Source organism: Desulforhabdus sp. TSK (assembly GCF_022836495.1).
Classification (GTDB): Bacteria; Desulfobacterota; Syntrophobacteria; order Syntrophobacterales; family Syntrophobacteraceae; genus Desulforhabdus.
In genome coordinates, this window is the sequence record NZ_BQXM01000001.1 from 1 (window position 1) to 13,870 (window position 13,870).

The following is a 13,870-nucleotide window of genomic DNA, read 5'->3' on the forward strand; positions in this document are numbered from 1 at the left end:
TGGATTTGAGGGATTTGCGGACACGCTTCCACCTGAGATTGGCCTTCTTGAGAGCCCTCTTGACCGTCCACTCGCTCACCTGCTTTCCTCTCTTATCTTGAAGCAAAGCGAGTATTTTCTTCACATTGCGGGGCTCCTCGCCTATTTGGCTTCGGATAAACTCTTCATCCTCTCTGCTCAGCTTCAAGGGACGTCCCTCTCTGGGCTCATCAAAGAGTCCGGTGAGTCCCCTCTCTTCCCATCTGTCTATCCAGTAGGCCACGGCCTGTCTGTGAACATCGAACATAGCCGCTATCTTCTTTATGGTGTAGCCGTTATGGCTCTGAATCAGTGCAAATGCCCGCATGCGGGCTCGACGAGATGAGTGGTGCTCACACATTTCTCGAAGTGTGATCAATTCGGCTTCGGATAATGGCTTTACGTACTTCACGCAGGCTCCTCGTAGAGGCTTTGACATTAACATCGTAATATCACTTATCCGATTTCGTTCATCATATCAACTTTGTTTGAAAATATTTGCTTGGGTACTTAGGTCATACAAAAAATCCCCAATTTTCATTTATGGGACAACCATTTACACAGAATGCTCGGTAAAGTCGGGCTAGAAGAGAGAAAACCTTAATCTCCCGCAAATAATGAAAAAAGAAGTCGAAAAGAGTAGCTTCATCGAGAGTGAAGACTGAATCCATTTCCCTTCGGCGAAAAAGATAGTCTGCCACCTTGGCATCGTCTCGCTCTGCTGTATTCCAGAAGAGCCGTTCCAAAACGGTCTGTTGCATTTGTTGTCGAGTGGGCATGTCCAAAAACCTGGTTGGAAAGGAAAAGGTCTCTCTGTCATAGACATCTCCACTCTATTTTCAAGGAAAACGATTTGAATGTCCAGAATTATATTTCTAATTAATTTAAGGTATTTATGCATAAGTATCTGAAAATTCATAGAACTGATCTAAAACCTTATATCGGAGTTCTAGAAAATATGGTCTCGGAGGTCAGGAATAAAATGGCCAGTAAGTTTCGTTACGAAGTCATCATCTACTGGAGTAATGAGGATCATGCCTTCATTGCTGAGGTTCCGGAACTACCCGGTTGTGCCGCAGACGGTGCAACCTACCAAGAGGCCGTATCCAATGCAGAAGTGGTGATCCAGGAATGGATTCAAACCGCACAAGAGCTCGGTCGTTCCATTCCCGAGCCCAAGGGGCGGCTCATGTATGCATAGCATCTCCGCAAGAGAACCCATGCCCTAACGGGTGAACATTCCCAAACCTGGGGGAGGAGCTCGAAAATTAGGTGTCCCCACCGTAATGGATCGGCTGATCCAGCAAGTGGTACTGCAGACATTGCCGTCGGAGTGGGACAAGACGTTTTCGCAGTGGAGTTTTGGATTTCGACCCGGACGCAGTGCCCATCAGGCATTCAGGTGTGCTCAGAATCCATCTGAGAAACGGATAAGGATATGTGGTGGACATGGATCTGGAAAAATTCTTCGATCGATTCAACCACGACAAACTCATCCAGGAAAGCATCGTGACTCCATTGGGCCTTTCCCTTGCTGCCAATCATTCGAGCAGACGCCGGACCACGCCCGAGGTGTTGCCTCAGGTCCCCGGCCGGCGCTGCCAACTCCCCATTCGCAGCGGGCAAAGTGTACATACTCAGCACCAGAGCATGTGACGAGGTTGAATATGACGATCAAAGAAATAGCCATAAAAAGCATTGAAGAACTCCCAGAAGATGCCACCTGGGAAGATATCCAGGAGCGCATCAATTTCATGGCGGGTGTACGCAAGGGTCTTCGTGAACTTGATCAAGGCAAGGGAATACCCCATGAGAAGATAAGGGAGGAGTTCAGGGAATGGCTTTCAAGCTGATCTGGTCCCCCACGGCTCGGCTTGATCTCAAAGACATCGCCGCCTATGTCGCAGAGGACAGTCCCTCGGCAGCAGACCGATTCGTGAGAAGATTGTTTCAGGCTGTGGAGAGATTGGCCGATTTCCCGGAGTCCGGGCCTATCGTGCCTGAGTTTGGTTGATCCAAATATCCGGGAAGTAATCCGCAAGCCGTGCAGGATTGCCTATAGAATCCGTCGGAGGAAACGCACTATCGAGATAGCGAGGGTGTGGCACGCTGCCAGGGGAACACCAGAGGTCTAGTAGTTGCTAACGAACGCATGCGGTCGGACACGAAACCACGCGGGGCATCTCCCGCTACCTCACCTCCAAGCTCAAGCTCAAAGTAAATGAAGCCAAGAGTGCTGTCGGAAGGCCATGGGAGAGAAAGTTCCTCGGTTTTAGCTTCAGCCGCCGCGGCTTCCGGCTCTTTGTCAGTGAATCGGCAGAGAAGCGGTTCAAGGAGAAGGTCCGAGAGATCACGGGACGCACCCGTGGTCGGAGCATCCGCCAGGTCGCCAAGGAACTTCGTGCCTACCTGCTTGGGTGGCGGGAGTACTTTGGTCACAGTGAGGTCCGCTCCGGCTGCAAGGAGCTCGACTCATGGATTCGCCGCCGCCTTCGCAGCTATCATTGGAAACAGTGGGGGCGAAGAGGCTACCGGGAGCTGCGCAAACGGGGGGTGAGCCGTCGGCTGGCCTGGAATAGAGCCAAGTCGGCTCATGGTCCGTGGTGTCTCAGCCGCTCTCCTGCGCTTGCTTTTGCTCTTCCGGGCAAATATTTCGATGAGCTCGGAGTGCCCCGGCTGTACATCAAACGATAATCTCGACCGAACCGACTTGGTACGTGATCCGTATGACAGGTGGTGTGGGAGGAGAGGGGCCGTGAGGCCTCTCCCTATCCCGATCAGCAATGAAAAGCAGGAAAATGAATCCTTACAAGAGATTCGGCGGATGCAAAACGGGTAGAAAATAATCTTAGCTGCCGAAAGAGGAAATTGACTATATATGGCTGGAAACAATGAACTGGAAAAGACCCTGTGGGCGGCGGCGGACAAGCTCCGTTCGAATATGGATGCCGCCGAGTACAAGCATATTGTTCTCGGCCTGATCTTTCTGAAATACATCTCGGATGCCTTCAGCGATCTACACGAGCAGCTCAAGGCCGGCATTGGGGAATTTGAGGGAGCCGATCCGGAGGACACCGATGAATACCTGGCCCACAACATCTTTTTTGTACCGGAAAAGGCCCGCTGGCAGTATTTGCAGGATCGCGCCAAGCAACCGGAGATCGGCAAGTGGCTCGACGAGGCCATGGACGCCATCGAAAAGAGCAACCCCTCGCTGAAAGGCGTGCTGCCCAAGATCTATGCCGACCCAGAGCTGAACAAGCAGCGCTTGGGGGAGCTTATCGATCTCATCGGCACCATCGGATTCAACCAGAGCGGTCACCAGGCCAAGGATTTACTGGGACGGGTATATGAATATTTCCTGGGCCAGTTTGCCGATGCCGAAGGCAAGAAGGGCGGCCAGTTCTACACCCCGGCGAGCATCGTCAAACTCCTGGTTGCCATGCTCGAACCCTACCAGGGCCGGGTTTATGACGGCTGTTGCGGCTCGGGCGGTATCTTCGTGCAAAGCGAGCGCTTTGTGGCGGAACATCAGGGCAACATCAAGGACCTCTCGATCTATGGCCAGGAATCAAACCCCACCACCCTGCGACTGGCCAAGATGAACCTGGCCATTCGCGGCATCGATGCGAAAATCGAGCTGGGCGATACCTTGCTTGTCGACAAACACAAGGACCTGAAGGCCGACTTCATCCTTGCCAATCCCCCCTTTAACGTCAGTGACTGGAGCGGCGAGCACCTGCGCGACGACCATCGTTGGAAATACGGGATACCGCCGGTGGGCAACGCCAACTATGCCTGGCTGCAGCACTTCGCCCACAAGCTGAGCCCCAGCGGTACCGCCGGGATCGTGCTGGCTAACGGCAGCATGAACTCCAACTCCGGCGGCGAGGGCGAGATTCGGAAGAACATGATCGAGGCGGGACTGATCGACTGCATGGTGGCTCTTCCGGCCCAGCTCTTTTACAACACCATGATCCCCGCATGCCTCTGGTTCCTGGCCCGCAACAAGGCCAACGGCAAATTCCGTAACCGCTCCGGCGAGATCCTCTTCATCGACGCTCGAAAGCTCGGCGCCATGATCAACCGCCGCAACAAGGAGTTTTCGGACGACGACATTGCCCTGATCGCCGACACCTACCACTCCTGGCGTTGTAAGGGCGAACCCCCGTGTTCGCCCTATGAAGACATCCCCGGCTTCTGCAAGTCTGCCACCCTGGAGGAGGTCCGGAAGAACAACCATGTCCTCATGCCGGGTCGCTATGTCGGCGCCGAGGCGGAAGAGGATGACGGCATTCCCTTTGATGACAAAATGAAGGGTCTCACCGCCAAACTGGCGGAGCAGTTTGCCAGGGGCAGAGAGCTGGAGATGTTGATCCGCGAGAATCTGAAAGGGATCGGCTATGAGCTCTGATCTGGTCTTTTACGGCGAGCTCCTGGTCGAGATAAAGAACCGAATCCGTCGGGGCCAGACCCGGGCGGCTCTCTCGGCCAATGCGGAAATGATCGCGATGTATTGGGACATCGGCCGCATGATCCATCAGCGCCAGAAGAAAAAAGGCTGGGGTGCGGGCATCATACCCCGGTTGGCTATCGATCTTAAAAATGAGTTTCCCGAAGTCAAAGGCTTTTCGGAGAGAAATATCGGATACATGATTCGGCTTGTCCGTGAATACGGGCCCCAGCCAATTTTGCAACAGACTGTTGCAAAATTGGCTGGTACGGGTAACCCGATGGAAAAAGTGCCGCAGCCCGTGGCACAAATACCGGAGACGGATTCCCTCCCAATTTTGCAGCGGCTCGTTGCACAAATTCCCTGGGGCCACAATATCCTGTTGATGGAGAGGGTCAAGGATCTCCCTGCCCGCCTCTGGTATATGAGGCAGACCATTGAGCAGGGCTGGAGCCGGGATATGCTGGCAGTCATGATCAAAAGCACGGCCCATGATCGACAGGGAGGAGCGGTCAGCAACTTTGCCGCTCGCCTTCCCTCCCCCCAATCGGAGCTCGCCCGGCAATTACTCAAAGATCCCTATGTATTCGATTTTCTGACCTTTGAGGAACCGTTTCACGAGCGGGAGCTGGAAACCGGATTAGTCCGGCACCTGGAAAAATTCCTGCTGGAACTGGGGTCCGGGTTTGCCTTTGTCGGGCGTCAATATCACCTGGAAGTAAGCGACAGGGACTTTTACCTTGATCTGCTGTTTTACCACCTCAAGCTGCGCTGCTTCATCGTTATCGAACTGAAAAAGGGCGACTTCAAGCCGGAGTACGCCGGCAAGATGAACTTTTACTGCTCGGTTGTGGATGACCTGCTCAGGCACGAGGCCGATCAGCCCACCATCGGCCTGATCCTCTGCCAGACCAAGGACCGTATCCTGGCCGAGTATGCCTTGCGCGACATCCACAAACCTATCGGCATTTCCAACTATGAGCTGACTCGGGCTCTGCCGGATAATCTTAAGTCCAGCCTGCCGACGGTGGAGGAGATTGAAGCGGAATTGGGAGGGGATTTGGGATGAGTGTGGGAGGATGGGAAACAATTTTACTTGGTGACATTGCTCAATTTCGTTATGGAAAAATGCCCGACAAGAAGATCGTAACAAATGAAGGAGATTATCCCATTTTTTCAGGCTACAAAGTAAACGGGTATTACCCAAAGTTCAACTGTAAAGCCAACAAGTTAATCGTCGTTGCGCGTGGTGTTGGTGGAACCAGGGATGTAAAAATTACTAAAGAACAATGTTGGCTAACAAATCTTTGCCAGTCCCTTCGAAGGGGGTAAGCTGTATTTCCTCAATGAGCCTGTTGATGCGCTGGAGGACCTTTCGGTCGGTTCGCTGCCAGTAGAGGTAATCTTCCCAGGCATGCTCGGAGAAAAGGATCTTCACTCCATCAGCTCCCGTTCGGAGCCACCACCCGATTCGAGCTCTGCAATGGACTCCAGGAGTCTTCGGGCATTTTTCGGGCTTCTCAGGAGATATGCGGTTTCTTCAAGTGCCTGGTAGTCTTCAAGGGAGATCATCACGACCGAACGCTGGCTTTTGCGCGTGATGATGATCGGAGAGTGGTCATCGCAGACCTTGTCCATGGTTTTAGCAAGGTCTCGCCGAGCCTGTGAGTAAGTGACGGCGTTCATCCATGGTCCTCCTGCGGTGAATGTTTGTATTATTTATTGTACAACATAATTTAGCTTCAAGCGGATGATCCGTCAAAGCTGTGGCTTCCCTTTTCCGTACAAAGCGTACAATTGAAGAACTGGGATTTGCATTCAGTGCTGAACGGATGGAATTCCATGGCGGTAGGGTCCAGATCTACAGGCTATGCAAAATCGCCCCAGGCTCCGGTGAGGAGCTCATTCTGGATTTTCTTAGATGCTGCCTAAAAAATGAGTCAATCATTCTGAGCATGCACCTTGTTTCGTCATTCCGGCGGTCTTTTAGCCGGAATCCAGGTTTTTGGCTGGGGTGGATTCCGGCTAAAAGACCGCCGGAATGACGAGGAAACGAATTTTTAGACAGCCTTTTCTCGTCACACCGGATATTCAACAGGTGTGGGAAAACCGGTTGACCGTGGAATGGGAGGGCGGTACGTTCAGTGTAGTTTCCCCTGAGGGACTGATTGCTCTAATCCTAGAACGAGAGATCCAGGCTCTCTCTCCCCTATTTTGGGGGAGAGGGAGTCTTCAGAAAGCTTTTGAGTGAATGGCGGCAAGAAAATTCTGCAAGGAGGAATGAAATGGCGGAATGTAACAAATGCGGGACGAGTATCGATGCGGATGAATCCTATGATTACCAGGGGAAAGCCCTCTGTGAAGATTGTTATATAGATGTGATGAATCCACCGAAAACCTGTGACCCGTGGGCTGTCCACCTGGCAAAAAGTACGGTGATCCAGGAAGGAGCTCAGCTGACTCCACTCCAGGAAAAGATCCTCAATCTCCTGAAGGAGCACGGCGCTCTCCAGGCGGAAGAGGTGACGGCGAAGCTCCAGATCAGCGAATCGGAATTCCGTAATGCCTTCGCCACGCTGCGCCACATGGAACTGGCCCGGGGCTTCAAGAAGGGCATGGATACCTACTACACCCTTTTCAACAGCTGAGGTGCCGCTCCCATGGAGGACTCCCCCCGACCGGCAGCGTTTATCCTCAATCGGGACGACGTCTCCACTTCGTGGCCCGCGGAGCGCATGCTCCTGGATTTCCTGCGTCAAGAACGTCGCTTGACGGGGACGAAGGAAGGGTGCAGGGAAGGGGAGTGTGGAGCCTGCACGGTGCTCCTGGGCAAATTGGAGGGAGAATCCCTCCGCTACCGGCCTGTCAATTCCTGCCTGCTCCCCATGGGAGAGGTGGCGGGAGCCCATGTGGTGACCATCGAGGGCCTGAACGGAGAGGGATTGACTCCCGTTCAGCAGGCCCTCGTGGACGCAGGGGCGGTTCAGTGCGGCTTTTGTACTCCCGGCATCGTTGTGGCGCTGACGGGGTATTTTGTCAATGCCGACCGGTGGGAAGCGCAGGAAGCGGTTTCCTCCCTGGATGGCAATCTCTGCCGCTGCACCGGATACCTGTCCATGAAGCGGGCTGTTTCCAGTCTTTGCAGCGCGCTTCAGCCGCCCTGGAAAAATTCCCGGGACGTCTCCCCTGCCATGGAGGCCCGGTTGGAAGGCCTGGTGCAATGCGGTCTGCTTCCAGGCTATTTTCTGGATATCCCCCGGAGGCTCACCCTCCTGAGAGAGCAGGGGGAACACGTTCTTCCCTTCGACCCTCGGGAAAGCACGCCTGTCGCGGGCGGAACGGATTTCTTCCTGCAGCACAGGGCGGATGACGGTCGGCCAAAGCTCTTTTTCCTCTCGTCCCGGGAGGATCTCCGGGGAATTCACATCCATGACGGCGTCTGCCGCATTGGCGCCGCCACGACCGTGGAAGAGATGGTCCGCTCGGAGGTCCTGGCGGCGATTTTGCCGCACGTAAAGGAGCATCTGGGACTCTTTGGCACAACGGCCATTCGTGCTCGTGCGACCGTGGGCGGAAACCTGGTGAACGCCTCGCCGGCAGCGGACGTGGCCATCATTCTTCTGGCCCTCGGTGCGACGGTCGGTTTGGCGGAAGGGAAGAAACGTCGCCAGGTGGCGCTGAAAGATTTTTTCAAGGGATACAAGCTCCTGGACAAGGCACCGGACGAATGGGTGGAGTGGGTTCAATTCCCCTTGCCATCCCGGAATGCTGCCTTCCATTTCGAAAAGGTCTCCCGGCGGCCCCGAGGAGACGTTGCGGGCGTCAATTCTGCGATTCTCCTGGAGGTGGACGGCGGAGTGATCCGGCACGCCCACCTGTCGGTGGGAGGTGTTGCGCCTGTGCCGTTTTATCTTGCGGAAACCGTAAAATTTCTGGAGGGCAGCGAGCTGACCCTCGAAGTTGTTTCGGAGGCGGCTGCGGTGGCCCAGGGGGAGATTTCTCCCATCAGCGATGTCCGGGGCTCCGCCGATTACAAGCGCCTCCTCCTGCGCCAGCTGGTTCTCGCGCATTTTCTGACCCTCTACCCAAGTCTTGCCGGCAAGGGATGTCTCCATGGAGCCCCGTGACGTCTTCCTGCATGTCCGAGGGGAAGCTGTTTTTGTGGATGATGCCCTCCTGCCTGCTGAGCATCTTTTCGCGGCGATCCGGACTTCGCATGTGGCTCATGGACACGTTCGATCCCTTGACATCGCTCCGGCCATGGCCGTTCCCGGTATTTACGAGGTTTTCACGGCCAGGGACATCCCGGGAGAGAACCAGGTGGGGAAAACCATCCTGGACGAGCCGTTGCTGGCCGAAAGCGAAGTCCATTTTGTCGGCCAGCCTCTGGCCATCGTGGTGGGGGAGAGCGCTGAGGCTGCGCGGAGGGCCGCGCGTGCCATCCAGGTCGAAATCGATCCCCTGCCTGCCATTTACGACGTGCGTCAGGCCTTTGCCGAAGGGAGCCTCATTGCTCCCCCCCGGACATTCTCCTCGGGGGATGTGGAAAGCGCCTGGGAACAGTGCTCCGTGGTGGTCAGCGGTACGGTGGAATCCGGGAGCCAGGAGCACGTGTACATGGAAACGCAGAGTGCGTTTGCGCTGCCGACGGATCGAGGGGGAGTGAAGGTCGTCTCGGCGACACAGTCTCCGTCCATGGTGCAACTGGTCGTGGCCCGCATTCTCGGACTTCCCATGCACGAAGTCGAGGTGGAAGTGCCACGCCTGGGGGGAGGCTTCGGCGGCAAGGAAGATCAGGCCACGCACTGGGCAGCCATGGCAGCCCTGGCGGCCTGGCGCCTCAAGAAGCCCGTCAAGCTTGTCCTGACGCGCCACGAGGATATGACGATGACGGGCAAGCGGCATCCCTACCTGTCCGACTACAAATTGGGGCTCGATGCCGAAGGTCACATGCTGGCCTACGAAGTCACCTTTTACCAGAACGGCGGCGCGGTGGCCGATCTTTCCCCGGCGATTCTCGAGCGTTCGCTCTTTCATGCCACCAACGCCTATGCCATCCCTCACGTCAAAGCCGTCGGCATCAGCTGCCGCACGCATCTCCCCCCCAACACGGCCTTTCGAGGGTTCGGGGGGCCTCAAGCCCTGTTTGTCCTGGAATGCGCCATTTTCAAGGCGGCGGAGGCCCTGGGAGTCGAACCCCGGGAGATCCAGAAGCGCAATCTCCTGCAGGATGGGGATGCCTTCCCCTACGGCGCACGGGTCGAGCGTTGCCGCCAGCGCCGGTGCTGGGACGTGGCGGAGCAGAAGTACAATCTTCAAGCCGGGCTGAAGGAAGTGCGCCAATACAATGGGAGGAATGCCTGGCGAAAGAAGGGGTTGGCCCTCATGCCCATCTGCTTCGGGATATCCTTCACCAGCACCTTCCTGAACCAGGCCGGTGCCTTCGTGAATGTGTATGTCGACGGCAGCGTCGGCATCAGCACTTCTGCCGTGGAGATGGGGCAGGGGGTGAACGCCAAGATCCAGGAGGTGGCTGCCCGCATCTTTTCCATCCGACCGGAGCGCATCAAGCTGGAGACCACCAGCACGAGCCGCATCGCCAACATGCCCCCGACAGCCGCCAGCACGGGAGCGGACCTCAACGGGCATGCCACGCGTTTGGCCTGCCTGGACATCGTGGAGCGTTTGAAGGATGCGGCGGCCAGATGCCTGGGGAAGAATGCTCCCCACGAAATTGAAATCCGGGATGAAGCCGTTTATGCGTCAGGCGAAGCGACGGAGCTCACCTGGGAGAAGCTGGTGAACCTGGCTTATTTCGATCGCGTGAGTCTCTGCGCCCAGGCCCATTGCGCCACCCCGGACATTTTTTTCGATCGGGATACGAACAAGGGCAATCCCTTCGCCTACTATGCCTACGGTACGGCACTCGTGGAGGCCTCCCTGGACTGTTTGCGCGGAACCTGCAGTATCGACGCCGTGCGCGTCGTGCACGATTTCGGCCGGAGCCTCCATCCTCTCGTCGACCTGGGTCAGATGGAAGGGGGCATTGTCCAGGGTGTGGGCTGGATGCTCCTGGAGGAGGTGATGCATGATGCCGACGGCAGACTCCTGACGGATACTCTGGCGACATATAAGATTCCGGACATTCACTCCATACCCGGAGAAATCCAGGTGCACTTCCTGGAAGACGCTGAAAATCCTCCGGGGATCTTTCAATCCAAGACCGTTGGGGAGCCGCCTTTCCTCTATGGCATAGGAGCGTACTTCGCGCTGCTGCAGGCCATGAAAGCCTTTCGCCCCGATGCCCACATCCCGTTTTCTTCTCCCATGACTCCGGAAAAGGTCCTCCTTGCCTTGTACCCCGGGGACCGTCCGGTTTGAAGCCCATTTGCGGGGCAGCCACGCTCCGTATGATAACCCAACGGTAAGCAAATCCTCTCAAGTCTTTGCCCTCTTGGGACGATGGAAAGCATCGGAGCGGCTTTCTCGTGTTTCGGGAAGAGGGGGGATTCGAGGATGGAGGAGAAGCGACGGCGTGAAAAAATAAGATGCCCCCACTGCGGCCGTGAAGGGGAAAACCCGACGGAATGCCTCCGCTGCGGGATCATTTTCCAACAGTACCAGGGGGCGCTCGTGTCTCGGTCGAAAAGAGCCGGCTTCTCCTCCGGTTTCATCACTTTTTATGACACCGAACGAGAAATGCGGCAGTTCCTCTTCCTTGCTTTCCTGGTTGCTCTCCTGGCGGGTATCCTTTACTATAACCTACATGTTTCAGCAGATGTCCGGCATCCTCCAGGCATCCTGGTTCCAGCCGAACCGGAGCAGGTGATCCTTAAAAACGGGGGCTCCTGGCGCGACGGGGACCGCCTCTTTGTTCCCCTGGCGCGGTTCCACCTGGAGGCCCGGGTGCTCGGTGCAGAATGGTATCGCTTCGATCGGATGGCGGACTTTTGTCCGGTCGATCTGGCTCTGGGGTGGGGGCCCATGTCCGATCAAAACGTCCTGGATCAATTGGAAATCGGGCAGGGCAGCCGACGGTTTTTTCTGACGTCTCTCGGCTGCAGTCCTCCGCTGCCCTGGCCCATCATCATGTCCCACAGTTCCAACATGCACATGATTCCGGCAAACGGGGCCGTGAAGAAATCGCTCCAAAGCGTTCGGGCAGGGGAACTCATCGAGATCGATGGGTTTCTCATGGGAATTCAGGAAGGAGGCTGCTGGGCATGGTTCAGTTCCCTCAGTCGGACGGATACGGGGGACGGGGCGTGTGAGATCGTCTGGGTCGAGCACCTGGCCCGCAGGCGCAACTAGGATCACCGTTTTGGAAGGAAGGACGGTTCTTCCCCCCTGAAGCCAAAAGACTGGGTATCTGCATAAAATCAACGGTCGGGGCGACTTATGCGATTGACGATCTTCTGGCGCGCCATCCTGGCTCAAAGTATTTTGATCGCGCTCATTTCCTGTATAGGCTTCTATGCCCACTCCAAGCTCAACGAGATCACTCAGTTGGGCGCGAGCATCCTGGAGGTGGATACGGCGTGCATCCGGGAAGAAAAGCAGCTCATCAAGATCTTCCTGACGGAGCTCCGCAATGGCGAAAAGTATCTTCTCTTTCGTGACAAGAACCTCAAAGCCGCTTTCCTCCAGGCCGGAACGGATTTCAACGAGTCGCTGGAGAGGATAGCCGGTCTTGCCGATAGCCCCTGGGAGCAGGAGACCCTTGCCGGGATCCGTGCTTCCCACGAACGCTACGGCGCCGAAGTGTTCCGTCTGCCGGCCGCCGGGAAGCCGGAAGGCAAGAGCAAGCGGACTGAAATCAGTGATGATGTCCTGGACCGGACAAATGAACTGATCCGCTACCGCGAACAGGTCATTGCCGACAAAATGGCCAGGTCGCGTGACGAGGCATCCTCTGCTGCGGAAACTATTCATTGGGTTGCCTTGAGAGGCATTCTGGGGGCTGTCCTGCTGGCGTACTTTTTTGCCCGGGGGTTGAGCACCCCGCTGCGAAAATTGGCGCGCGAGATGCGCCGGGTGGGGCGGGGGGAATTCGCACGGTCGCTGCGGATCAGAGCGCCCAAGGAAGTCCACGAACTGGCGGAGAGCTTCAACTGGATGACGGACAAGCTCGCCGAGCTCGACAAGCTCAAATCCGACTTTACAGCCCACGTCTCCCATGAGCTGCGCACTCCCTTGACAGCCATCAAGGAGGGATCCTCGCTGCTCCTGGAAGAGATCCCCGGCCCTCTCACTCCCTCTCAGCGAGAAATTGTAGAAGTCGTCAGCGGCCACTGCCAGCACCTCTTCCAAAGCATCTCGTCCATTTTGGATCTGTCCAAGATGGAAGCAGAGATGATGGAATACGAATTCGTGCCCTGCGATCTCGCGGCCGTCCTTCAAAAGAGCATCCAGAAGGTGGAATTGATTGCCCGCAGCAGGCGTATTCAATTGGAATGCTCCCTGACGAAAGATCTGCCCCTTCTGCGTCTGGATGAGAAAAGGATCCAGCAGGTTGTCGACAACCTGCTGAACAATGCGCTCAAATTCACTCCCGAGGGAGGGAAGGTGTCGGTGGAGAGCATTCTGAACAACGGCGGCAGCGATGGGCATGGCCAGGTCCAAGTGAAGATTTCCGACTCGGGAGAAGGGATCCCACGGGAAGAACTGAATCGAATTTTCGATCGTTTCTATCAAGGGGCCTCGGGCAATGGAAAAAGCCACGGGACTGGGCTGGGGCTGGCCATCGCCCGGTACATTGTTGAAGGCCACCAGGGAATGCTTTGGGCAGAGAGCGAGGCGGGGAAAGGCTCGACCTTTATTTTTACACTGCCCTTGCTCAAGCCGGAAGGGGAATTGCATTGAGAGTCAGAGGGAAAGAAAGGATGGGCTCAGCCTGGAGATGGATGGCATCAGGCTGCATGTTTTCGCTCCTGTGGCTTGCGGGTTGTGCGCAGGCACCCCCGAGGCCCACGCCTCAGGTGGTCTGGGAGTTCCCTCCACAAAAGGTCATGGAGAGCGGGGATTATGCGTCATTTCTGGAGGAGAATCAGAAGGTGCTCGAGAATTGTACTCCGGAGACCCAATGTGATAAAGCGCTTTTCAATGTGGCTTTTGTCTATGCCTACCCCGAGAGTCCTTATTACAATCGACCTGAAGGGCTGCGGCGCATGCAGGAAGTGGTGGAAAAATATCCGCAGAGTGCCTGGGCTTACGAAGCCAAAGCCATGGCGGTGCTCTTGAAGACCAGGATCGTCTTTATGGAGCCGAAAAAGCGTATGCGGATGAAGCGGCAGCTCAAATCCAAGGAAAGCAAGATCGAAAAATTGCAGGACCAGATCGAACGCTCTCGTGAAATAGACCTGGAAATAGACCGGAAGGAAAGGGAACTGCTTCAATAGA

The 13,870-nt window shown here is 55.9% G+C and carries 17 protein-coding genes and 1 pseudogene; 15 read left to right on the plus strand and 3 right to left on the minus strand.

The genetic code is table 11. From position 1 onward, the window contains the following. A partial coding sequence (locus MWC30_RS00005; RefSeq protein ID WP_244082088.1) for a helix-turn-helix domain-containing protein occupies positions 1-430 on the minus strand: 430 nt, incomplete at its 3' end. A gap of 570 nt (positions 431-1,000) precedes the next feature. Between MWC30_RS00005 and MWC30_RS00010 the strand changes: the two genes are divergently transcribed. The 9 genes from MWC30_RS00010 to MWC30_RS22795 all read left to right on the plus strand — a co-directional run bounded on the left by MWC30_RS00010 (position 1,001) and on the right by MWC30_RS22795 (position 5,803). Then, positions 1,001-1,219 carry a type II toxin-antitoxin system HicB family antitoxin gene (locus tag MWC30_RS00010; RefSeq protein ID WP_244082089.1) on the plus strand — a complete coding sequence of 73 codons (219 nt, stop codon included), beginning with the start codon at positions 1,001-1,003 and terminating at the stop codon, positions 1,217-1,219. A gap of 248 nt (positions 1,220-1,467) precedes the next feature. Continuing rightward, positions 1,468-1,674 (plus strand): hypothetical protein, encoded by a 207-nt coding sequence (locus MWC30_RS00015; RefSeq protein ID WP_244082090.1) that lies wholly within the window; start codon positions 1,468-1,470, stop codon positions 1,672-1,674. 11 nt (positions 1,675-1,685) lie between these two features. After that, positions 1,686-1,871, plus strand: coding sequence for a hypothetical protein (locus tag MWC30_RS00020; protein WP_244082091.1), 186 nt, complete (start codon positions 1,686-1,688; stop codon positions 1,869-1,871). Then, positions 1,856-2,032 carry a type II toxin-antitoxin system RelE/ParE family toxin gene (locus MWC30_RS22465; protein ID WP_254006152.1) on the plus strand — a complete coding sequence of 59 codons (177 nt, stop codon included), beginning with the start codon at positions 1,856-1,858 and terminating at the stop codon, positions 2,030-2,032. The genes MWC30_RS00020 and MWC30_RS22465 overlap by 16 nt, the downstream gene beginning before the upstream one ends. Continuing rightward, positions 2,025-2,153, plus strand: coding sequence for a type II toxin-antitoxin system RelE/ParE family toxin (locus MWC30_RS22785; RefSeq protein ID WP_368860766.1), 129 nt, complete (start codon positions 2,025-2,027; stop codon positions 2,151-2,153). The genes MWC30_RS22465 and MWC30_RS22785 overlap by 8 nt, the downstream gene beginning before the upstream one ends. A gap of 46 nt (positions 2,154-2,199) precedes the next feature. Beyond that, the gene (locus MWC30_RS22790) at positions 2,200-2,712 is read left to right on the plus strand and encodes a group II intron maturase-specific domain-containing protein (protein WP_368860770.1); all 513 of its coding nucleotides are present in this window, start codon (positions 2,200-2,202) and stop codon (positions 2,710-2,712) included. Positions 2,713-2,896: 184 nt separating this feature from the next. Continuing rightward, a complete protein-coding gene (locus tag MWC30_RS00030; protein ID WP_244082092.1) occupies positions 2,897-4,432 on the plus strand; it encodes a class I SAM-dependent DNA methyltransferase in 1,536 nt (511 codons plus the stop codon). Continuing rightward, positions 4,422-5,540, plus strand: coding sequence for a YhcG family protein (locus tag MWC30_RS00035; protein WP_244082093.1), 1,119 nt, complete (start codon positions 4,422-4,424; stop codon positions 5,538-5,540). The genes MWC30_RS00030 and MWC30_RS00035 overlap by 11 nt, the downstream gene beginning before the upstream one ends. A gap of 59 nt (positions 5,541-5,599) precedes the next feature. After that, positions 5,600-5,803 (plus strand): hypothetical protein, encoded by a 204-nt coding sequence (locus MWC30_RS22795; RefSeq protein ID WP_368860771.1) that lies wholly within the window; start codon positions 5,600-5,602, stop codon positions 5,801-5,803. On the opposite strand, the pseudogene MWC30_RS00040 reads toward MWC30_RS22795, so the two are convergent. Continuing rightward, positions 5,778-5,909: pseudogene (locus tag MWC30_RS00040) on the minus strand (type II toxin-antitoxin system YoeB family toxin); the annotation flags it as partial. The gene MWC30_RS22795 and the pseudogene MWC30_RS00040 overlap by 26 nt on opposite strands. Then, positions 5,906-6,157 (minus strand): type II toxin-antitoxin system Phd/YefM family antitoxin, encoded by a 252-nt coding sequence (locus tag MWC30_RS00045; RefSeq protein ID WP_244082095.1) that lies wholly within the window; start codon positions 6,155-6,157, stop codon positions 5,906-5,908. The gene MWC30_RS00045 and the pseudogene MWC30_RS00040, both read right to left, overlap by 4 nt. 599 nt (positions 6,158-6,756) lie before the next feature. Here MWC30_RS00045 and MWC30_RS00050 point away from each other — a divergent pair. The 6 genes from MWC30_RS00050 to MWC30_RS00075 all read left to right on the plus strand — a co-directional run bounded on the left by MWC30_RS00050 (position 6,757) and on the right by MWC30_RS00075 (position 13,869). Further along, on the plus strand, positions 6,757-7,119 hold the full coding sequence (locus tag MWC30_RS00050) for a hypothetical protein (RefSeq protein WP_244082096.1): 363 nt from the start codon (positions 6,757-6,759) through the stop codon (positions 7,117-7,119). A gap of 12 nt (positions 7,120-7,131) precedes the next feature. Continuing rightward, positions 7,132-8,598 carry an FAD binding domain-containing protein gene (locus MWC30_RS00055; RefSeq protein ID WP_244082097.1) on the plus strand — a complete coding sequence of 489 codons (1,467 nt, stop codon included), beginning with the start codon at positions 7,132-7,134 and terminating at the stop codon, positions 8,596-8,598. Beyond that, positions 8,585-10,852, plus strand: coding sequence for a molybdopterin cofactor-binding domain-containing protein (locus tag MWC30_RS00060; RefSeq protein ID WP_244082098.1), 2,268 nt, complete (start codon positions 8,585-8,587; stop codon positions 10,850-10,852). The genes MWC30_RS00055 and MWC30_RS00060 overlap by 14 nt, the downstream gene beginning before the upstream one ends. 135 nt (positions 10,853-10,987) lie before the next feature. After that, positions 10,988-11,782 carry a hypothetical protein gene (locus tag MWC30_RS00065; protein WP_244082099.1) on the plus strand — a complete coding sequence of 265 codons (795 nt, stop codon included), beginning with the start codon at positions 10,988-10,990 and terminating at the stop codon, positions 11,780-11,782. Positions 11,783-11,869: 87 nt separating this feature from the next. Then, positions 11,870-13,333, plus strand: coding sequence for a HAMP domain-containing sensor histidine kinase (locus tag MWC30_RS00070; protein ID WP_244082100.1), 1,464 nt, complete (start codon positions 11,870-11,872; stop codon positions 13,331-13,333). A 41-nt stretch (positions 13,334-13,374) separates the two neighbouring features. Next, positions 13,375-13,869: a hypothetical protein gene (locus MWC30_RS00075; RefSeq protein ID WP_244082101.1), complete on the plus strand. Its 495-nt coding sequence runs from the start codon at positions 13,375-13,377 to the stop codon at positions 13,867-13,869. The last annotated feature ends 1 nt before the right edge of the window (position 13,870 follow it).